Below are 21,442 nucleotides of genomic sequence, written 5' to 3'. Positions count from 1 at the left end.
TGATATAAAAATGAACATTAGCAAATTTTTGAACATTCATTTCGAGATAAAAAATTAAGATATTTGGATTAGTTCCATATATGATAAGGGTTTTAGAATTAATCATTTCCATTTTATTGGTAAATCTTTCAAAGTTGAAATCGTAATGATTTCTGTTATACTATTTTTTATATAACTTTTTCTAATGCATTTTTAACAAATTTTCAAATTCATTGTGAGTGATGGGTAATTTAAAGTTCCATCGTTTACAGAGGAAGCCATTGCAGAATGCCAAATACCATTAAGAGGGAAAACTTCATTGGTTTTATTTCTTGGTATCTACTCTATGACTAAAATCTTGTAAAAAAGGGGGACTTTTTAAAATGAAAAAAATTGGATTAGCTTGGCAAATTTTAATTGGACTAGTAGTAGGGATTATCGTGGGTGCTATATTTTTTGGTAACCCCAATGTAGCTAGTTACTTACAACCAATCGGAGACATTTTTCTTAGACTAATTAAAATGATTGTTATACCGATTGTCATTTCTAGTATTATCGTTGGTGTCGCAAGTGTAGGAGATACAAAAAAACTTGGTCGCCTTGGCGGTAAAACAATCATTTATTTTGAAATTATTACAACTGTCGCTATTATTATTGGTCTATTCGTTGCAAATATATTCCATCCTGGTTCAGGAGTGGATATGGGTGCACTACAAAAAACTGATATTAACAGCTATGTTGAAACTGCATCTGAAGTAAAAAGTCATGGGTTTGCCGATACGTTTGTAAATATTGTTCCTAGCAATATTTTTGCAGCATTCGTTGAAGGAAATATGTTAGCTATTATTTTCTTCTCAGTTTTATTTGGTCTTGGATTAACAGCAGTAGGTGAAAGAGGAAAACCAGTTCTTGCATTTTTCCAAGGTACAGCAGATACAATGTTTTATATTACAAATCAAATCATGAAGTTTGCTCCATTTGGAGTTTTTGCATTAATAGGAGTCACTGTTTCTAAATTCGGTTTAGAATCACTTATACCACTTGGAAAATTAGTTATTACTGTTTATGCAACGATGGCATTTTTTATTGTTGTAGTATTAGGTTTAGTTGCTAAAATGGTGGGCGTAAATATTTTCAAATTTATGAAGTTGATTAAAGATGAATTACTTTTAGCTTATTCAACTGCAAGTTCTGAAACGGTTTTACCTAGAATTATGGAGAAAGTTGAAAAATTTGGTGTACCAAAAGCGATTTCGTCTTTCGTTATTCCAACAGGGTATTCCTTTAACTTAGACGGATCAACATTATACCAAGCATTAGCAGCTGTTTTTATTGCACAAATGTATGGTATTCAGTTATCAGTTACTGATCAAATCTCATTAATGCTAGTATTGATGGTTACATCTAAAGGTATTGCAGGAGTACCAGGCGTATCATTCGTCGTACTATTAGCTACTTTAGGTACTGTTGGCATTCCAGTAGAGGGCTTAGCATTTATTGCAGGTATTGACCGTATTCTTGATATGGCAAGAACAGCAGTAAACGTTGTTGGTAACTCATTAGCAGCTGTCGTAATTGCGAAATGGGAAGGGGAATTTACTCCTAATTCAGAAAATGCAAAGAAAATTGCATAAAAATAGTATTTAAAAAAGAAGAAGCTCTTTTGAGCTTCTTCTTTTTTTGAACCTTTCATACCTCACAAAAAATTGACTTTTTAACAAATTGAAGGAAAAAATTATGTAAATCTTGAATATACCTATAAATGCGCATTAATTTCTTAATAATTGCATTCTAATGTGCGGAATATACGTTTGAATCATGACTCTATGTTTCATAAAGTCATGACAAAAAAATAGAGATATAGGGGGCTTTTTAATGAAACGTAGTTTTATAAAAACTGCTGCTTTAACATTAGGTCTAACCACTATGCTCGGATTTACTCAAACAACAGATGCCGCAACGATTACGTATAAAATTAAAAAAGGAGACACTTTATATTCCATTGCAAAAAGATATCATACTACAGTTACTATACTGAAGAAGTTAAATGGACTGCAATCTGACAAAATATATGCAGGTAAAACACTCATCATAAGTAATAATATAAATTACGATGCAATGAAGGTAAAAGTCGTTCTACAGCCAAAAAATGGCTTTTCATTTGGACTTGAGGAACCTGGGAAATATATTTTGCTCTATAAGAAAAATGGATATTATTTTACACGTATTGAAGTATTAGATGCCAAGGCTAAAATTAGTGATGTAAAAGCAAATTCAAAACTTTATCTTTCTTCAACTGGGAAAGTGACAGAACTTAAAACAGATGTTGGAGTACCATTTTATAAAAATGCATACTTTTTCTTACACGCTCATAATGCTAAATTCCAACAAAATATTGTTGTCAAAAGAGTGGATGGTAAACTTGTTAGATTCACAATACATTTTGAAAACAAAGAAGCTTCAGAGGGGATTACGCCGCAGATGATCGAAATGCTACAAACTATTAAATTAAAATAAATATGATTGATAGAAGATGTAAAAGGTCATTCTTTTACATCTTTTTATTTGCGAAAGAAGGTTATATTTCAAATATATAGAATATTCATACTTATACTTTTTATCTAATTTTGAAAGCGTATACTTTTAAGTACATGCTAACTTATAAGGAGGATAAGATGACAAATTTATTAGATGTATCAATTGGAAAACTATTAGAGGAAAAAGCAAACTTGCATCCTCAACATGAAGCAGTAGTATATGCAGACAGAGGATTGAGAATGAGTTATGAACAATTTAATAACCATTGTCGAAATGCAGCTAAAGGTCTAATGAATCTTGGCATTCAGAAAGGTGATCATATTGCAGTTTGGTCATCCAATACTCCGGAATGGTTAACAACACAATTTGCTACAGGGAAAATGGGGGCTGTACTTGTTACAGTCAATACAAATTATCGTACATCAGAATTAGAATACTTATTGAAACAATCTGATTCTACAACTATCATTTTAATGGACCAATTTAAAGATTCTTCTTATATCGAAATGTTATATGAAATTGTACCAGAATTAAAGAACTCCATACCAGGTGAATTAAACAGTACTCGCCTTCCATATTTAAGAAATGTAATTGTATTAGGGAATAAACATTATCCTGGTACATTTTCATGGGATGACATAATGGAACGAGGAAAATTCGTGTCTAATCATGAATTGAATGAAAGAATGGATTCTTTGCATCCTCATGAAGTCATTAACTTGCAATATACCTCGGGCACAACAGGGTTCCCGAAAGGAGTTATGCTAACACATTCAAATATTGTCAATAATGGCTATAATATTGCAAATTGTATGAAGTTAACAAAAGATGATCGTCTTTGCATTCCAGTCCCATTCTTTCATTGTTTTGGCTGTGTATTAGGAACGATGGCTTGTGTATCTGTTGGTGCGACAATGTTACCTGTGCAGGAGTTTCATCCTAAAAAAGTATTACAAACGGTTCAGGATGAAAAATGTACTGGCTTACATGGTGTACCGACGATGTTTATCGCAGAATTAAATGAACCAGACTTTTCTACCTATGATTTATCTAGTTTAAGAACTGGAATCATGGCTGGATCAAATTGTCCGATAGAGGTTATGAAGGCTGTTATCGAAAAAATGGGTGCAACTGAAATAACTATCGCATATGGTCAAACAGAATCCTCACCAGTTATTACACAAACACGTACAGATGATCCTATTGAATTAAGAGTAGAGTCTGTTGGGAGAGCACTTCCAAATGTTGAAGTCAAAATTGTTGAGCCTGGGACTACAAATGAAGTACCAAGGGGCGTACAAGGTGAGTTATGCACAAGAGGTTATCATGTAATGAAAGGCTATTATAAAAATGAAAGTGCAACCAATGAAGCAATAGATGCAGAAGGTTGGTTGCACACAGGTGATTTAGCAATTATGGATGAAAATGGTTACTGTAAAGTTACTGGTCGATTAAAAGACATGATCATCCGTGGTGGAGAGAATATTTATCCTCGAGAAATTGAAGAATTTTTATATACTCACCCATCAGTTCTAGATGTTCAAGTAGTAGGAGTACCAGATCAAGTGTATGGTGAAGAAGTTATGGCATGGATTATCCCAAAAGAAGGAGTATCCATTAGCAAAGAAGAAATCCAAGCTTACTGTAAAGGGAAAATATCTAAACATAAAATACCAAAATATATTGATTTTGTTGATACATATCCAATGACAGCTTCAGGAAAAATTCAAAAGTTTCGCTTAAGAGAACTAGCTGTAGAAAATACTCAATCAATTTAATATAAATAAATAAAAAAACAAAGTTAGTAGTTTATAACTTTGTTTTTTGTTTTTTACAGGAAATGTTTGGAAAAACCTAGAAAATATAATAAAAAACTATTTAAGGAGAAATAGGATGAATAATAAATATATCAAAATCGATAGCTTAGAAGTTGAAAAATTAAATATCGTTGATAAAAACGGTAATGTTAAGTTATCACTTTTTAATAATGACCATATCCCACCTGGAATGATGAATAACAAAATCTTTTTAAATCATAGAAAAAATGATCCTTGCTCAGGAATGATGTTTTATAACAATGATGGCGATGAGGTTGGTGGACTAATATATGGCAATGAAGTTGACGAAGAGGGCAATTATCACGCAGTAGCTTCTCTTACTTTTGATCAATATAAACAAGATCAAGTAGTACAAATGCATTATACTGATCAAAATGGAGATAAACAATATGGTTTTACGATATATGATCGACCTTGCACGCCACTTCCGGACATGATAAAAAAACATAAAGAAATCGAAAGTATATTAATGGATGAAAAAATAAAAGAAGAAGAAATTGCAAACCTATGGAGTGGTAATGTAGAGCGTGCATTTATGGGTAAAAGTAAAAATGGTGATGTATCTGTGAAATTAATGGATCGTGAAGGGAATCCACGAATACGTTTAGCAATTGATGAATTTGATGTTCCTTGTATGGAATTTTTAGATAAAAATGGAAACGTAATTTATAAATTGCCACCAGAATAAAAACTCTCAACAAAAATTAAACGATAGGACAATACGAGAATATTTTTTATTTCGAAATAAGATTCCCTTCGCGTTCCGCATTATTATTGAATATAAATAAACATTTTTTGAGTGTCATTTTAATAAGAGATTGTAAAGTTTATATAAAAAATATGTAACACCTTAAAATAAAAGTATTGTATAAGCTAAAATTAATAAAGCAAACTGAAAATGAATTAGAAGGTGCTTTATGAATGAGAAGAAGATCAAAAATACTTTTTTATTATTAATAGAACTATTGGTTGTTTCAACCAAGCTGGGATTGACTTCATTTGGAGGACCTGTTGCTCATTTGGCTTACTTTCATGAAGAATACGTGCGTAAAAAAAAGTGGATTGACGAACAATCTTATGCAGATTTAATTGCTCTTTGCCAATTTTTACCCGGTCCAGCAAGTAGCCAGGTTGGAATTGGAATTGGTTTAATTCGTGCAGGTATACTTGGAGGATTTGTTTCATTTATTGGATTTACTGTCCCATCGGTCATAGGACTAATCATTTTTGCAAAGTTTTTTCAGCATTCTGCACTCATCCATACTGGTTGGATACATGGATTAAAAATTGTGGCAGTTTCAATAGTTGCTCATGCAATTTTGGGTATGTCTGAAAAACTAACACCAGATTTAAAAACAAAAACAGTTGCTTTGTTTTCAATCATTGTTACTTTACTTTGGACTTCGGAATTCTCCCAAATTGTGATCATCTTAATTTCTGGGTTAATCGGATTATTTATTTTCAAAAAAAATACTTCGATAGACGAAAAAACTAACATGATCATTAGGGTCTCGAAACGTTTTGCTCTGTTTTGTTTAACTTTATTTTTTCTCTTATTCTTTATATTACCAATACTAAGTAAGTTTACTGCGTTACCTTGGATTGATCTCTTCGATCGTTTTTATCGAACAGGGGGGTTAGTATTTGGTGGAGGACATGTTGTATTACCGCTACTCGAGCACGAATTTGTTCAACAAGGACTGATTAATAAAGAAACTTTTTTAGCAGGATATGGTGCAACGCAGGCTGTCCCTGGACCATTATTTACATTTGCAGCATATATAGGAGCAGTATTAAATGGATGGAAGGGTGGATTCATAGCAACTTTTGCAATATTTCTCCCTGCTTTTCTACTGATTTTAGGATCTTTACCTTTTTGGAATACATTAAGGGGTAATAATAGAATCTCAAGCGCATTAGTTGGCATAAATGCTGCAGTAGTAGGAATCTTAATCGCATCATTTTATGAACCTATTTGGACAAGCACGATTTTATATCCAATTGACTTTGTATTTGCAGCAATTTTATTTAGTATGATTTCATATTGGAAATTACCACCTTGGTTAGTTGTTTTAACTGGTGTTGTGGGAGGATCCTTTTATGTCTAACTTTATGTAACAAGGATAAAGAAAGGATATCATTTGAGGATTCTAAGACTTATTTAAAAAAAGTAGGATCTTGAATGATCCTACTTTTAATTTATTGATTTGATGTTTAACCTTTTTAATGAAACTTTTAGCCGAGCTAGATAATTCATTTGAGAAGTGTAAAATACCCAAGAGTTGGTATTAATGTTAATTCCCATTGATGATTGAGGATATTATTTGATTTTTTATATACAACAAATCCTTAAGTAACTCCAATTCGTGAGCGATGAAAGATCTATAACCGATTCTTTTTCTAATTAAGAGATAATTAGGATAATGCCAGAAGGTTAGATTTGTAATGTTTCCGAAGTCGAAGTTCTTGTAATGGATTTCTCATCCGCAACTCTTACAATATATCCCAATTATACGAAATTCATTTCCCCATTTGTGTTTAAATTTTAAACACAGTTTTGTCTATTTCTTTTATTATCAATCAAAACCCCTTCATAAAATCCGGAATTTCATCTAAAAGTGTTTAATATTTGTATAAAAAAACATGTATTCTAAGTATTACTTAATACTAAAATTACAATCGCTTAATATATTTTCTTAAAAAAACAATGTACAATAATAAATGTTCAGTTATTAATGTAATTTTAATAAATATGTATACATCGTATTAAATACAGAGATGAATTAAAACAACTTAGATGGGAATGAAATAATTTGTTAGCAAATAGGGTAAATAATCATCAAAAGAACAAAACAATTATTTTTGTAGAGAATTCACTTTTTGTTTCCGGTATATGCACTATTTTAGAACACCACCAAATGGTCGTTAAAAAAGAAGAGCTAGACCATTTATATTTACTAGATCAAAATGATACGATTTCTATTTGTCATGTTAAAAATGAAGAAATGGAAAAAAAGGCTCAAAATATTAAGCTTAGAGACAATGCTACAAATATTATTATTATCAAAAATAATTTAGAATATAAAGAAATTGTCCGATTATTACACATTGGTGTTAATGGTATTTGTTTAACTGACATCGATGAGCACTATTTAATTCAAGTTGTCACTCAAGTACGTAATGGTCATTTCTTCTTAGATCATCGCTTAACACATGATGTGATCCAAGAAAATATACGTTTAGTTGAAAAAAGTAACCAAGGTGTACCATTAGATGAAAACTCTTTAAAAAAGATGTTAACAAAAAGGGAAATCGAAATTCTAAAACTGTTAGGAAAAGGATATTCTAATATACAAATTGGTAGTGAATTATTTATTTCAAATAAAACAGTGAAAAACCATGTTTCAAACATCATTCATAAACTGCAAGTTCAAGACCGTCTAAATGCTGTCATTAAAGCCGTTCAAAATAATTGGATACGTATTTGTTAAGAATTATAAACTGAATTACTATTTTAAAAGCTTTAGCACTGTATATTATCTTGATTCAGAAAATTCTATTTAGTAATTGTTACAACCGCTCGATTTTTTCCTGAGCGGTTATTTTATTTCCATTAAAATTAAAAAGTATAAAATAATTTCATTGTTAACGTAGAGTTATACAGATATAATGGTTTTTATCGAGTCGGAACGATATCAATACTGTTAGATATCAATGAACACTTTCAATACAAAATAGTAAGTGAGGTAAAAAATGTGGAAGGATATTTTAAGCAACAGTGGTTCTCGAACGTAAGAGGAGATGTTCTTTCAGGAATTGTTGTTGCATTAGCATTAATTCCTGAAGCTATTGGGTTTTCCATTCTTGCTGGAGTCAATCCAATGATGGGATTATATGCATCGTTTTGTATTGCTGTAGTGATCTCATTTGTTGGTGGTCGACCAGGAATGATTTCTGCAGCGACTGGTGCGATGGCATTAGTATTAGTAGGGTTAATTAAAAATCATGGAATAGAATATATGCTTGCAGCAACTATCTTAACTGGTGTTATACAAATTTTATTAGGATTTTTAGGAATTGGAAAATTAGTAAAATTTATACCACGTTCAGTGATGACTGGTTTTGTAAATTCTCTTTCAATCTTAGTGTTCACTGCACAATTACCTTACTTTATCGGTGAATCTTGGCAGATGTATGCAATGGTTGCAGGGGGCTTAGTAATCATTTATTTATTTCCAAAAATAACAAAAGTCATTCCATCTTCATTAGTTGCAATTCTAATCATTAGTATCATAGCAATTATCACAGGAAGCGACGTTCGAACAGTAGGAGATATGGGAGATATTCAAGGAACTTTACCAAGTTTCATCTTACCTAACGTACCGATATCATTTGAAACATTTGCAATCATTTTCCCATATGCAATATCACTTGCCTTAGTTGGATTAATTGAATCATTGCTAACTGCACAAATACTAGATGATCTGACAGATACTTCAAGTAATAAAAATCTTGAGAGCAAAGGTCAAGGGATTGCAAATATCGTAAATGGATTATTTGGCGGAATGGCTGGATGTGCGATGATCGGACAATCTGTTATTAATGTTAAATCAGGTGGCCGAGGTCGTTTATCCACTTTTATCGCGGGAACGTTTTTGATGTTTTTCATTATCGTTTTAAATAAGTTAGTCGTTCAAATACCTTTAGCTGCACTTGTATCCGTAATGGTATTTGTTTCAATTAGTACATTTGATTGGTCATCTTTAAAAACGCTCTTTAAATTACCTAAAACAGATGCTACTGTAATGGTCATCACAGTTGGATTTGTACTCTCAACTCATAATTTAGCAATTGGTGTAATTGTCGGTACTTTTTTAAGTGCTATTTTCTTTGCAGCAAAAATTTCAAAAGTTAAAGTGTCATCCATTTTGATAGATTCAAACAACACACGTTTCTATACTGTGGAAGGTCAAATATTTTTTGCATCTGTAACAGATTTTGTAAATGCAATAGATTTTAAAGATGATGTTGAAATTGTAGAAATTGATTTATCTCATGCACATGTTTGGGATGAATCTGGTGTTTCTGCAATAGATAAAATTGTTTTAAAGCTTCATGAAAACGGAATTAAAACAAAAATAATTGGACTAAATGGATCTAGTAAGTCAATTATTGATTCGATTGGAGTATACAATAAACCAGGTGTATTAAAGCAAACAGTGAACCAGTAAGACTCAAAATCTCTTAGTTTTTATACCTTGTATACTAACCGAAGCTCCTTCTATATAAGGAGCTTTTTTTCAAGAAACCAATGCTTGTTAATTAAAAAAATTAGTAAAAATATAGTAAAATTATATGACAGCATAAAGGAGGCAATAATTTTGGAGAAAAAATACCAAGAATTAATTAAAAACCGTATATATTTCGGTGGAGCAAATGATGTATCTGAAATGATGGAACATGAAAAGGCAGACGTAGTGTTTGATTTACGAGTAAGAGAGTATGACTTTGATTCAAATATTAATCGTGTACATACTCCCATTGTTGATGAACAAGAACATCAAGCTGAGTCATTAAAGAAAGCTTTACATCAAGTGAAAGATGCTTATGAAAATAATAAAAAAGTATACTTTCATTGTGGTGGGGGAAATACACGTGCAGGTACTGTAGCAATTGGTACATTACTGGCATTAGGTCAAGCGAAAACAATTGAAGAAGCGGAAGAAATGGTTCGCTCAATTCGTCCAACGATTAAATTTAAACCTGAGATGAAGAGTTCATTAAAAGAAATTTTTCCAGAATCATAAATTCATTTATAAAAATTAAACAATCCGTTTAAATATACTAAAAAAAGATGACTATATGATGTCATCTTTTTTTTTGCTAATACCAATAAGTTTGTGGAAGGAATTGAACATTCAATTAACAATATTTACTATCTGAAGAAAAAGCCCCATAAGAGTATTGGTGTAATTAGAAATGTGTAAAGTAAAAATTGGAGGATAATAATGGGTGCGATTTCTCTAAAATCATCTGCCCAGAATTTTGCAACTCCAGCGGTAATCGCTAATTCTAAAAGAGGACCAAATACTATTAACCATTTCATTTTATATTTCTTCTCCCATTCAATAGTTGTTTGACGTAAAATTGAAATATAAAATTTTTATATTGTTTCCGTCATCAATAAGTAGATTTAATCATTAACAAAATTATACTACGATACAATATAATATACTTTTTAGTACAAATTTTCAACAAATTTGGTGAAAATTTAGTATAATATATCAGTTGTATATCTTAATATTTACATATATTTTGTTCGTAGAAAAAGGGTGTGAGGTTTGTTTTGGGAGATTCAAGGAGAGCACTGCTAAGACAGCCATCTTTTGTGAAGTTTTGGGGTTCACGAATGCTGTCTTCATCATCTTTTCAAATGTTGTCTGTTGCAATCGGATGGCAAATGTATTCGTTAACTCATGATGCATTTAGTCTTGGGTTAGTTGGACTAGCACAATTTGTTCCAATGGTGTTACTGACTTTAGTAGTAGGTCAAGTTGCAGACCGCTTTGATCGTAGAAGAATCGTTTACTTATGCCAAATCATAGAAGCCAGTGTTGCGGGACTTCTACTTTATGGCAATCTTTTTGGTTGGCTTGGCCGTGAACAAATATTACTAGCTGCAATGGTTCTTGGGGCATGCCGCGCATTTGAAGGTCCATCGTCTGCTGCACTTTTGCCACAATTGGTATCCAAATCTATTTTGCAAAAAGCAATTGCACTTAGTACATCAGCTGGTCAAACAGCTCAGATATTAGGTCCATCAATTGGCGGATTATTATATGCATTTGGTCCTACTTATGTATATAGTACTGCAACGGCATCTTTACTAGTTGCCTCAATTCTTACTTGGTCAATTCACTCTAAAAAAGTTGAAAGAATTTCTGAACCTGTAACACTAAGTTCAATCTTTTCAGGCCTAGTTTTTGTTCGTCGTCATCCAATCATATTGGGTACAATTTCGCTTGATTTATTTGCAGTACTACTAGGTGGAGCAACAGCACTTTTACCAATTTTTGCACAAGATATCCTTAAAACGGGACCTTTTGGATTGGGACTAATGAGAACAGCACCTGCAATTGGAGCATTACTTATGTCGATTATATTAGCTAATTTTCCATTAAAAAAAGCAATTGGTCCAAAACTTTTCGCCGCTTTAGGAGTATTCGGATTTGCTACAATGTTGTTTGCAGTGTCAACAAATCTTTATTTATCATTATTTGCATTACTAGTGATTGGAGCATCGGATGTTGTCAGTGTGGTCATTAGATCTTCACTTGTTCAGCTTCAAACGCCAGATGAAATGAGGGGAAGAGTAAACGCGGTGAATTCTCTCTTTATCGGAACGTCCAATCAACTTGGTGAATTTGAATCTGGAACATTAGCAGGCTTTATGGGAGCAGTACCAGCTGCATTTATTGGCGGCATCGGTACGGTAATCGTTGCCTGTCTTTGGATGTATTTATTTCCTTCACTCAGAAAAATCAAATCTCTTTCAGAAAGTTAATGTCAACTAAAGGACTGTTATGATTATGACCCAAAGTTAGATACGACTAACAATGAAGGTGTAATTCATTTAACAGTCCTTTTCAATTCCTTAATTGGCTACTATATTCGGTTTAACGATTGTATTTGTTTTACTATTCATGATGATTTCTAACAATTGCTCAGCCATATAACTAGAGCTGTATTTAAATCCTTCATTAACCAACTCTATGATCATTCCTAAAATGGCATATGCCTGATAGCTTGCGTGTAATTCTCGATTTATGTTTGGATTAGACATTTGATCACTAAGCTCTTGCAGTGCTAATGTTTTTAATACATTACAAAATCTATTTTGAAATCCAAGTAATGCATTTGATTGTACGATCAGAGTATAGAAATTAGCATATTTCCAAACATGATCAAAAACTTTAATCGCTGATGGAGAGAGTTTACTTACATCAAATGATTCACTTTCCTTATACGGTTCTCGATATGATGCAATTAAGTCTGTTATGACATCATCAATAATTTCCTCTAAAATATCTTCTTTATATTGGTAATGCTTATAAAAAGTACCTCGATTTAAATCCGCAAGCTGTACGATGTCAGTGATTGAAATCTTTTTAAAATCTTTCTTCTTCATTAGAACTAATAAAGCTTCCTTTAACGCATTTTTAGATTTTGATATTCTTCTATCAATATTGTTATTTTTAATAGTCATTTGTGATCTCCCATGTTTACTAAATAAAATTAACCATCAATTTATCTGTCAATTGTTCATTAACGAACAAATCACACTGTATTTGCCGATTGTTTAGTCTACTTATTATTCATTATAATATACACATGGAACGTTAATAAACAAATGTTCATTAACTTTCTTGTATGCGCATACAAATTAAACAACAATTGGAGGAAACAATCATGAGACTTCAAGATAAAGTAGCAATCGTAACAGGAGCAGCTTCAGGTATGGGGAAAGCTATCGCTAACTTATATGCAAAAGAAGGTGCGAAAGTAGTTGTTTCAGATATTAATTTGGATGCAGCTAATAAAACTGTTGAAGAAATTACATCCAATGGGGGAACTGCAATAGCGATTATGGCTAATGTAGCAAAAGAAGAAGATATTCAAAATTTAATAGATACGACAGTAAATACTTACGGAACACTTGATATTTTAGTTAACAATGCCGGAATAATGGACAATTTTGAACCGGCTGCTGATATAGAAGATGATAATTGGGAAAAGGTTTTTGCAATCAATACAACAAGTGTCATGCGTGCAACACGAAAGGCATTACCTATATTTTTAGAAAAACAAAAGGGTGTCATTGTAAATATTGCATCCGCTGGTGGTTTATATGGAGCTCGTGCTGGTGCAACATACACAGCTTCTAAACACGCAGTTGTTGGGTTTACAAAAAATACTGGCTTTATGTATGCACCAAATGGTATTCGTTGTAATGCAATCGCACCAGGTGGAGTAGAAACAAATATCGGTGCATCTATGACTAATATTAATCATTTTGGAATTGGGCGTACACAGGCTGGTCTATCAGTAAATCCAAGAATGGGTAAATCAGAGGAAATCGCAAATGTTGCACTATTTCTTGCTTCTGATGAATCAAGTTTCGTAAATGGAACAATTATTACAGCAGATGCTGGTTGGACTGCTTATTAAGCTATAAAAACTTTAAAAAGATTGAGTAGTTATTACTCAATCTTTTTTTATTTCAATTTATAAAACGTCTATGCTCAAATTTCAAAAAGTTACGTTTATATTGTAAAATATAGGTAAGATGAGAGGAGATGATTAGGATGAAAGAATCTTTATTGCAAGAAATACATGAGTTTTCATTATGGGGAGAGCATGCAGATCATTTTGAGTACTTAGCAAGTGGTAAAGATGGCGATGTTTATACTCGAAATGACCTTGTTATCAAAGTGTTTAAGGAAGACGGGAAAAGTCGTGATGATGGTATGAAGCTACATCGCCTCGAAAACAGTATTTATTATCCACAAGTTGAAGCATACACAAATGACTTTATGGTAAGTGAACGAATTTACGGCGATACTTTTTATCAACTGGTTGGACATGATGATGAGTTGAGAATTCGTTATGAAAATGAAATACAAGAAGCAATGATTGATGCACATCTTGCTGGACTTGATGCATTTGATTTACATAACCACAATATCATGTTAACGAATAATGGTGAAATACGTATCGTGGATGTAGGTAGATTTGGTACTGAAACGAACACACTTCAATTCGGTATCTTCCGAAAATTATTTGGTAGCAGTTCTAAACGTCATCATAACAAACATCGTCGTCATCGTCATCATTCATCTTCTTCAAACCATCATCATCGCCATCATCATAGGCATTCACATTCACATTCGTATTCTCGAAGATCGTATTCATCTTCTTAATCACGTTAACTAGCGATTTTTCAAAATTAAATGGAAAATCGCTTTTTTATTACCTTTCAATAAATTTAAAATTAAGTATAATATTTCTTATGTCATGACAGAAAAAGCGGGAGGGACAAAGTAATGCAAATTAAGAAAGATGACTTATCGGGGACAGAAATAATTCAATTAATCGGGGAACATCTTCAAGGTATGGCCAAAAATTCTCCACCTGAAAGTATTCATGCTTTAAACATTGAGGGTTTAAAAAAACCTGAAATTACCTTTTGGAGCGCATGGGAGCAAGGAGAATTACTAGGGTGTGGCGCACTGAAAGAGCTCGATTCAACCCACGGTGAAATTAAGTCAATGCGTACTTCATCATTACACTTACGCAAAGGTGTTGCAAAAACTGTACTTCAATATATCATTAACGAAGCAAAGAATAGAGGTTATAAGCGAGTTAGTTTAGAAACAGGTTCAATGGATGCATTTGTACCTGCAAGAAAACTATATTCAAACTTCGGATTTCAATATTGTGATCCATTTTCTGATTATACCGAGGATCCAAATAGTGTATTCATGACAATGAAATTATAATTTATCAAAAACCAGCAAATGAATGTTGGTTTTTTGATTTCAAAATTATATAATTCATGTTACTGTTTATAGATATCATAAACATATTGATAGGAGATTACTGAATGATATTACATATAATTGAAAATGAAGATTGGTTCAGAGCAAAAGAATTGGGGATATACATGCCACCAAGTTTAAAAACTGAGGGATTTATTCACTGTTCTACGTTTGAACAAGCACTTGAAGTTGCAAATCTTTTCTTTGAAGGACATAAAAATTTACTTATACTTTGTATCGATCCAACAAAGTTAGAATCAAAATACGTTTATGAAGATTTAATTCAATCAGGTAAATTATATCCTCATATTTATGGACCATTAAACTTAGATGCTGTCATTAAAGTTGTTGAATTTCCATTAGATAGCAATGGGAAATTTACTGTTATACCAGAAGACATTCAATTACTTTTAAGTAAATGATGACTTTCTTACATTAGTTAAGACCTTCTTGATGAGAAGGTTTTTTTAGTAGAAGTTTATCTAGTTTTCTTCCTGAAAATGTATTTAACACTATGTACTTACTAATAGGAGGTATTTCCGTGAATATCCAGCTTAATACGAAACTTTGTCAGTTATTCAACATTCGTTACCCTATTTTCTTAGCAGGAATGGCAGGAGGACCAGGTACAGTAAAACTAGCCGCAGCGGTTTCAAATGCAGGTGGACTTGGAACAATTGGTGCTGCTTATATGGATCCAAAAAATATTAGAGCTGCAATTCATGAAATCCGAGGTTTAACAAAGAACCCTTTTGCTGTTAATTTATTTGCCACTCAAAATGTTGATCATACTGTTAGAATAAATGAAGTACAAGGTGAACTAAATAAATTCAGAAAATTACTGGAGATTCCAATTGTATTAGAAGAGATTATAACATCGCCTTCTAATTTTGATGAACAGTTAGCGATATTAATAGAAGAAAAGGTACCGGTTATTAGTACTGCATTTGGTTTGCTATCAGAAAATATGATCGCACAAACAAAAGCATTAGGGATTAAAGTTGTGTCAATGGTCACATCTGTTCAGGAAGCACTTCTTGCAGAACAAGCGGGTTGTGATGCAATAGTAGCGCAGGGAACAGAAGCAGGGGGACACAGAGGCACATTTAACGTTACTGACCAACCAATGGGAAATAATATCGGTACAATTGCATTAGTTCCGCAAATCGTTGATCAAGTAAACATTCCTGTTATCGCTTCAGGTGGAATTATGGACGGACGTGGATTAGTAGCTGCTCTTGTCCTTGGGGCACAGGGTGTTCAAATGGGCACTCGTTTTTTAACCACAAGCGAATCAGGTGCGCATAATTCCTATCAAGAAAAACTTTTGCAAAGTACTGAAGTAAGTACTGTCATCACAAATTCATTTTCAGGACGTCCAGCTAGGGGAATTAAAAATGAATTTATAGAGCACTGGGAAAATATAGATATCAAACCTCTCCCTTTTCCGACTCAAAATACAATGACAAGAGATATAAGAAATGGAGCTGCTAAACAAAATAATCCAGGTTATATGTCACTATGGGCAGGTCAAGGCTTACGAATGCTAACTAGTGGACAAAGCGCAAGGGAAATAATAGAAGAAATTCTTGAAGATGCAAAAGTCATACTTGCTTAATTCATTTTAAGATTCAATATAAAAACCGGAGTGTGATGATCACACCCCGGTTTATTTTTTTATGCAAGACGTTTTTCCATTTCATCAAACTGTTCTTCAATTTTACTACTATGGTTTGAAGTAAGGAGACTAACGATAATGACAGCAATTAAGCTAAAGAAGAAGCCAGGTACCATTTCATATAAATTGATTGCTTCTTTAATCGCATCTACACTAATCCAAATCATAACTGTTAATGCACCAACAATCATACCAGCAAGAGCGCCCCAACGAGTCATTCGTTTCCAGAATAAGCTTAATAGAATCGCTGGTCCAAATGCTGCTCCAAAGCCTGCCCATGCATTTCCAACAAGATTTAGAATTGTGTCATTTGGTGTTAATGAAAGTAGCAGTGATACGATTGCAACGATTAAAACTGCTAATCTTCCCACACGAACAAGGTCTTTATCCGTAGCATCCTTTTTACCAAAAACACGATATAGATCTTCAGTTAATGCACTTGCTGTTACTAAAAGTTGAGAAGAAATTGTACTCATAATAGCAGCTAAAATTGCAGATAACAAGAATCCCGTAATTAAAGGATGGAATAACACTTCAGAGAAATAGATAAAAATTGTTTCAGGATCTTCTAAAGTTAATTTGTTAACTGAAATATAAGCAATCCCTATTAGTCCTGTAAAAATTGCGCCTACGATCGTAAAAATCATCCAACTCATACCAATTCGACGAGCAGGCTTTAATTCTTTTACAGTAGAAATTGCCATAAATCGAACAATAATATGAGGTTGTCCAAAATAACCTAAACCCCATGCAAGTAAAGAAACGATCCCAATAAATGATGTCCCAGTAAAAATATTTAATAGTTTCGGGTCAATACTTTTAATCTCATCGAATACAGGTTTTACACCACCAACATCTACAAAGGCAACAAGTGGTACTAAGATAAGGGCAATAAACATAATTAATCCTTGAACAAAGTCCGTTAAACTTACTGCTAAAAAACCACCGAATAGTGTATAGGCAATTACAACTCCAGCAGTAACAAAAAGTCCAACCTTATAATCGATACCAAATGCAGATTCGAATAAAGTTCCTCCAGATACAAAACCTGCAGAGCAATACAATGTAAAGAATACGATAATAACAATTGCAGAAACAATTCTTAAGATTCTACTTGTATCTTGGAATCTTTTTTCAAAGTAATTTGGAATTGTAATTGAGTTATCAGCTACCTCAGTAAAAACTCGTAAACGAGGTGCTAACAATAAATAGTTTAAATATGCTCCAATTGTAAGACCAATTGCAATCCAAGCAGAAGAAATCCCAGTTGCATACATCGCTCCTGGTAATCCCATTAACATCCAACCACTCATATCAGCTGCACCTGCAGATAGTGCAGTAACAGCTGGTCCAAGTCCACGGTCACCAAGCATGTACTCAGATAAACTATCAGTAGACTTTTTGTAAGCGTAAACTCCAATTGCTAGCATAAAAATAAAATAAATAGAGATTGATATAATTACTTGAATGTCCATGATATACCTCCGTTTTTCTATGAAGTTTTAAAAGTATCATCGAATAATAATTTCTTTCAAAAAATAAACAATTTTGACTGAAAGAAACATTTTTTCTCAGATATCAAACTATTTTATTATAATATGCTGAAAATTTCAATTACTAATTTTTCAAAAAATCAGTAATTGAAGTACGTATGTAAGTAAGAATGAGGTGAAAAAGGTACAATTTCAAAAAAAAAAATCTATTAAAATATGATTAAAAAGTTTCAATTTCAAAAGCTTTTTTCATATCGCCTTTCATAAATTATGAAAATATGTTACAAATCAATATGAGAATAATAGATGAACCAATTTTAGAAGAAGGTGAATGAATGGCAAGGAAAGCATATGATGTACAAAATGTTGTAGTAAATACAGCAGAAGAACAAAAAAACATCTATAAAAGAACACTCATTATCGTATGTATCTCGCAAATATTTGGCGGAGCAGGACTTGCTGCTGGTGTTACAGTCGGTGCACTACTTGCACAGCAAATGCTAGGATCAGATTCAGTTACAGGATTACCAGCTGCTTTATTTACATTAGGATCTGCAATCGCAGCGTTATTAGTCGGTAGACTCTCTCAGCGTTTCGGCCGTCGAATTGGACTTACTGCAGGGTTTATAACTGGTGGAATTGGAGCAATTGGCGTTGTGATCGCAGCAATAACAAACAATATTTTTATATTATTACCTTCCTTACTAATTTACGGAGCCGGAACAGCAACGAATCTACAAGCTCGTTATGCAGGAACTGACTTAGCGAATAAAAATCAAAGAGCGACAGCAATTAGTATTGCAATGGTTTCAACTACATTTGGTGCAGTGGCTGGTCCAAGTTTAGTTGGCGTAATGGGCAATTTTGCAAGCTCAATAGGGGTGCCTGCTCTAGCCGGACCTTTCATTCTCTCTTCAATAGCATTTATTTTGGCAGGTTTAATCGTTTACATCTTGCTACGACCGGACCCACTCATGATTGCAAGACTCATAGAATCAAAAAAGCGAGAAAATGAAGTTGTAAAAGACAACAATTCGCCTTCTCAAATAAATAATAAACGAGGAATAGTTGTTGGTGCGTCTATAATGGTATTAACTCAAATCGTGATGGTTGCAATCATGACGATGACCCCAGTGCATATGAAGCATCATGGCCATAATTTAAGTGATGTTGGTGTAGTCATTGGATTTCACATTGGTTCTATGTATCTACCATCACTTGTTACTGGAGTTCTTGTTGATAAGATTGGAAGAATTGCCATGTCAATTGCCGCTGGAATTACCTTACTTTTTGCGGGTTTGTTAGCGGCACTAGCTCCAAGTGATTCAATGATATTCTTAATTGTTGCACTTTCTTTATTAGGCTTAGGATGGAATTTTGGATTAATAAGCGGTACAGCACAGATTATTGATTCAACAAATTCTTCAACTCGAGCTAAAACGCAAGGTTTAATAGATGTTTTTATTGCATTAGCCGGCGCTTCTGGAGGTGCCATGTCAGGCATGGTTGTCGCAAATTCAAGCTACTCAACATTAGCATTAATAGGTGGTGCTCTATCACTTTTACTAATTCCAGTTGTGATTTGGTCTCGTTATGGAAAGAAAGAAGATGCTAGTATTTTAAACAATAATCAAAAACAAGCTGAATATTAAAATAGAAAATGATTTCTCTTTTGAAATCCGAGATCTTAATAAGTAAGCACTTATCATTTGCTTACTTTTTTGTGATATCATCATGTGAAAATATTCACAAATTGTTCACGAAATAGAAAGTGTTTTATGGATCTTATATGTTACATTGAACTTGTAAGAACTCAATCACATCAAATTAAAAGGTGGTAATCAAATGTTCTTAATTATTGGTTTTTGTACAATGCTTTTATTATATTTATTTGCAATCATAACTCTATTAGTAGTGACTTTTAAGCAAGGTCCTCAAGATATCAAACTTTATCATGTTGAGAGAGTAGCCCAATCATCATAATTCATATAAATTTCTAATACCCAACTACTTAAAAATGTAGTTGGGTATTATTATTTGTATTTTATTGATTTTTATAAACAATTAAAGAAGCATTTATTTTGTTGAAAATATTGGGCTTTTTTTAAAATTCACTTGAACAAAAGTTACAAATCCTTCATAAATAGAATATGAACAGAGAAAATAATCTTGAATCATATGAATTATATATTGGAACACAATAGATCATGATGTTTGAGATTGAAAGGAGTGTACCAGATGAAAAGAAACAAAATCAAAAAAACCGTAATCTGGACATTAATTTTTACACCTTTTGTTATCTTCATCTTACCAATTTTAGTTGGCTTGATCTTAACACATCCGAAAAGAAGGAAAACTGATGAAACACCTGCTGATTATGGATTATCATACGATGAGGTAGAATTTAAAAGTGAATTTCAGTCGGTCACACTAAGAGGCTGGTGGATTCCTTCAAAAGTAACTACTTCGAATACGGTCATAACTGCTCACGGTTATACTGATGAGCGAAGTCAAAAAACGATTCAATCATTACGGCTAATTCAAAAACTTCATGAAAATAATGTCAATGTACTTATGTTTGATTTTCGAAATAGTGGCAAATCAGGTGGACGTAGTACAGGAATTGGTTATTATGAGCAGCACGACTTAACAGCTGCAGTGGATTTTGCACTAAAATCTAAAGGTCAATCATCAATCATATTGTTAGGTTGGAGTATGGGCGCTGCTACAAGTTTACTTGTTGGAAGTCGACATCCTTATGTGAAAGGTGTTATAGCTGACAGTCCGTTTCATGATTTGCAAACTTACTTAGAAGAGAACTTAAATGTTTGGTCCAAACTACCAAAAAAGCCATTTACACCAATTATTATAAAATCGATGAAACACTTATTACGGATAGACCCGAAAACAGTTTCACCAATCTTGGAAGTCCAAAAAGGCCACAACACAAGTTATTTGCTTATTCACGGTAAAAATGACGAACGCGTACCATTTACTAGTAGCCAATTAATTTTAGAGCAAATTCCAAAAGAAAGTGAAAAAACAATATGGTTGACTGACTATGGACATATAACTTCGTATCAAGAAGAGCCAAAAGAATACGAACAAAAGATTTTAGAGTTTATTAGAAATACTTTTACAAGTAGTGAAGAAGAACATTAAAGCTTTAACTAGTAAATAATTAAGATAATTAATGATATGTAATCATGTATAAAAATACAAGTTATAAATTTAAAAGGGCGGTATCAATCTGAACAGATCGGTAATAGGATTGTCATTTATTGTCTTTATAAAAAAACCTTAGTTATTGATGACTAA

20 protein-coding genes are annotated in these 21,442 nt (G+C 32.8%); 17 read left to right on the top strand and 3 right to left on the bottom strand.

What is annotated here, in order from left to right; all coding sequences use genetic code 11:
• Nucleotides 1-362 precede the first annotated feature (362 nt).
• From ACX6U0_RS01290 to ACX6U0_RS01255, 8 genes are all read left to right on the top strand, one after another.
• The gene (locus ACX6U0_RS01290; RefSeq protein WP_464958201.1) at nt 363-1,613 is read left to right on the top strand and encodes a cation:dicarboxylate symporter family transporter; all 1,251 of its coding nucleotides are present in this window, start codon (nt 363-365) and stop codon (nt 1,611-1,613) included.
• Between the two features lie 241 nt (nt 1,614-1,854).
• Nucleotides 1,855-2,496, top strand: coding sequence for a LysM peptidoglycan-binding domain-containing protein (locus tag ACX6U0_RS01285; RefSeq protein ID WP_464958200.1), 642 nt, complete (start codon nt 1,855-1,857; stop codon nt 2,494-2,496).
• Between the two features lie 134 nt (nt 2,497-2,630).
• Nucleotides 2,631-4,295 carry an AMP-binding protein gene (locus tag ACX6U0_RS01280; RefSeq protein ID WP_464958199.1) on the top strand — a complete coding sequence of 555 codons (1,665 nt, stop codon included), beginning with the start codon at nt 2,631-2,633 and terminating at the stop codon, nt 4,293-4,295.
• Between the two features lie 115 nt (nt 4,296-4,410).
• Nucleotides 4,411-5,043: a hypothetical protein gene (locus ACX6U0_RS01275; protein ID WP_464958198.1), complete on the top strand. Its 633-nt coding sequence runs from the start codon at nt 4,411-4,413 to the stop codon at nt 5,041-5,043.
• A gap of 229 nt (nt 5,044-5,272) precedes the next feature.
• Nucleotides 5,273-6,463, top strand: a complete 1,191-nt coding sequence (locus ACX6U0_RS01270) for a chromate transporter (RefSeq protein WP_464958197.1) — start codon at nt 5,273-5,275, stop codon at nt 6,461-6,463.
• Nucleotides 6,464-7,168: 705 nt separating this feature from the next.
• On the top strand, nt 7,169-7,846 hold the full coding sequence (locus ACX6U0_RS01265) for a response regulator transcription factor (RefSeq protein ID WP_464958196.1): 678 nt from the start codon (nt 7,169-7,171) through the stop codon (nt 7,844-7,846).
• Between the two features lie 264 nt (nt 7,847-8,110).
• The gene (locus ACX6U0_RS01260) at nt 8,111-9,586 is read left to right on the top strand and encodes a SulP family inorganic anion transporter (RefSeq protein WP_464958195.1); all 1,476 of its coding nucleotides are present in this window, start codon (nt 8,111-8,113) and stop codon (nt 9,584-9,586) included.
• Between the two features lie 150 nt (nt 9,587-9,736).
• Nucleotides 9,737-10,162, top strand: coding sequence for a protein-tyrosine phosphatase family protein (locus tag ACX6U0_RS01255; RefSeq protein ID WP_464958194.1), 426 nt, complete (start codon nt 9,737-9,739; stop codon nt 10,160-10,162).
• Nucleotides 10,163-10,290: 128 nt separating this feature from the next.
• On the opposite strand, the gene ACX6U0_RS01250 is transcribed toward ACX6U0_RS01255, so the two are convergent.
• Complete coding sequence (locus ACX6U0_RS01250; protein ID WP_464958193.1) at nt 10,291-10,461, bottom strand: hypothetical protein; 171 nt, start codon at nt 10,459-10,461, stop codon at nt 10,291-10,293.
• Between the two features lie 228 nt (nt 10,462-10,689).
• Here ACX6U0_RS01250 and ACX6U0_RS01245 point away from each other — a divergent pair, with 228 nt between their 5' ends.
• A complete protein-coding gene (locus tag ACX6U0_RS01245) occupies nt 10,690-11,919 on the top strand; it encodes an MFS transporter (protein ID WP_464958192.1) in 1,230 nt (409 codons plus the stop codon).
• Between the two features lie 90 nt (nt 11,920-12,009).
• Here the strand turns inward: ACX6U0_RS01245 and ACX6U0_RS01240 are convergent, their stop codons facing one another.
• Complete coding sequence (locus ACX6U0_RS01240) at nt 12,010-12,621, bottom strand: TetR/AcrR family transcriptional regulator (protein WP_464958191.1); 612 nt, start codon at nt 12,619-12,621, stop codon at nt 12,010-12,012.
• A 203-nt stretch (nt 12,622-12,824) separates the two neighbouring features.
• Between ACX6U0_RS01240 and ACX6U0_RS01235 the strand changes: the two genes are divergently transcribed.
• The 5 genes from ACX6U0_RS01235 to ACX6U0_RS01215 all read left to right on the top strand — a co-directional run bounded on the left by ACX6U0_RS01235 (nt 12,825) and on the right by ACX6U0_RS01215 (nt 16,571).
• Complete coding sequence (locus ACX6U0_RS01235) at nt 12,825-13,583, top strand: SDR family oxidoreductase (RefSeq protein ID WP_464958190.1); 759 nt, start codon at nt 12,825-12,827, stop codon at nt 13,581-13,583.
• A 137-nt stretch (nt 13,584-13,720) separates the two neighbouring features.
• Nucleotides 13,721-14,335, top strand: coding sequence for a hypothetical protein (locus ACX6U0_RS01230; RefSeq protein WP_464958189.1), 615 nt, complete (start codon nt 13,721-13,723; stop codon nt 14,333-14,335).
• A gap of 123 nt (nt 14,336-14,458) precedes the next feature.
• Complete coding sequence (locus ACX6U0_RS01225; RefSeq protein ID WP_464958188.1) at nt 14,459-14,914, top strand: GNAT family N-acetyltransferase; 456 nt, start codon at nt 14,459-14,461, stop codon at nt 14,912-14,914.
• 104 nt (nt 14,915-15,018) lie between these two features.
• Nucleotides 15,019-15,375 carry a DUF952 domain-containing protein gene (locus ACX6U0_RS01220; RefSeq protein ID WP_464958187.1) on the top strand — a complete coding sequence of 119 codons (357 nt, stop codon included), beginning with the start codon at nt 15,019-15,021 and terminating at the stop codon, nt 15,373-15,375.
• A gap of 119 nt (nt 15,376-15,494) precedes the next feature.
• A complete protein-coding gene (locus ACX6U0_RS01215; protein ID WP_464958186.1) occupies nt 15,495-16,571 on the top strand; it encodes an NAD(P)H-dependent flavin oxidoreductase in 1,077 nt (358 codons plus the stop codon).
• Between the two features lie 59 nt (nt 16,572-16,630).
• Here the strand turns inward: ACX6U0_RS01215 and putP are convergent, their stop codons facing one another.
• A complete protein-coding gene (putP, locus tag ACX6U0_RS01210) occupies nt 16,631-18,106 on the bottom strand; it encodes a sodium/proline symporter PutP (protein ID WP_464958185.1) in 1,476 nt (491 codons plus the stop codon).
• A gap of 353 nt (nt 18,107-18,459) precedes the next feature.
• Between putP and ACX6U0_RS01205 the strand changes: the two genes are divergently transcribed.
• From ACX6U0_RS01205 to ACX6U0_RS01195, 3 genes are all read left to right on the top strand, one after another.
• Nucleotides 18,460-19,776, top strand: coding sequence for an MFS transporter (locus ACX6U0_RS01205; RefSeq protein ID WP_464958184.1), 1,317 nt, complete (start codon nt 18,460-18,462; stop codon nt 19,774-19,776).
• A gap of 193 nt (nt 19,777-19,969) precedes the next feature.
• Complete coding sequence (locus ACX6U0_RS01200) at nt 19,970-20,107, top strand: hypothetical protein (RefSeq protein ID WP_464958183.1); 138 nt, start codon at nt 19,970-19,972, stop codon at nt 20,105-20,107.
• A gap of 255 nt (nt 20,108-20,362) precedes the next feature.
• Nucleotides 20,363-21,286, top strand: a complete 924-nt coding sequence (locus tag ACX6U0_RS01195; protein ID WP_464958182.1) for an alpha/beta hydrolase — start codon at nt 20,363-20,365, stop codon at nt 21,284-21,286.
• The last annotated feature ends 156 nt before the right edge of the window (nt 21,287-21,442 follow it).

This window comes from Gottfriedia sp. ABJ_BB2_2, assembly GCF_055484705.1.
The sequence above is the reverse complement of the archived record's forward strand: the minus strand, read 5'-3'. Positions and strand labels throughout refer to the sequence as shown.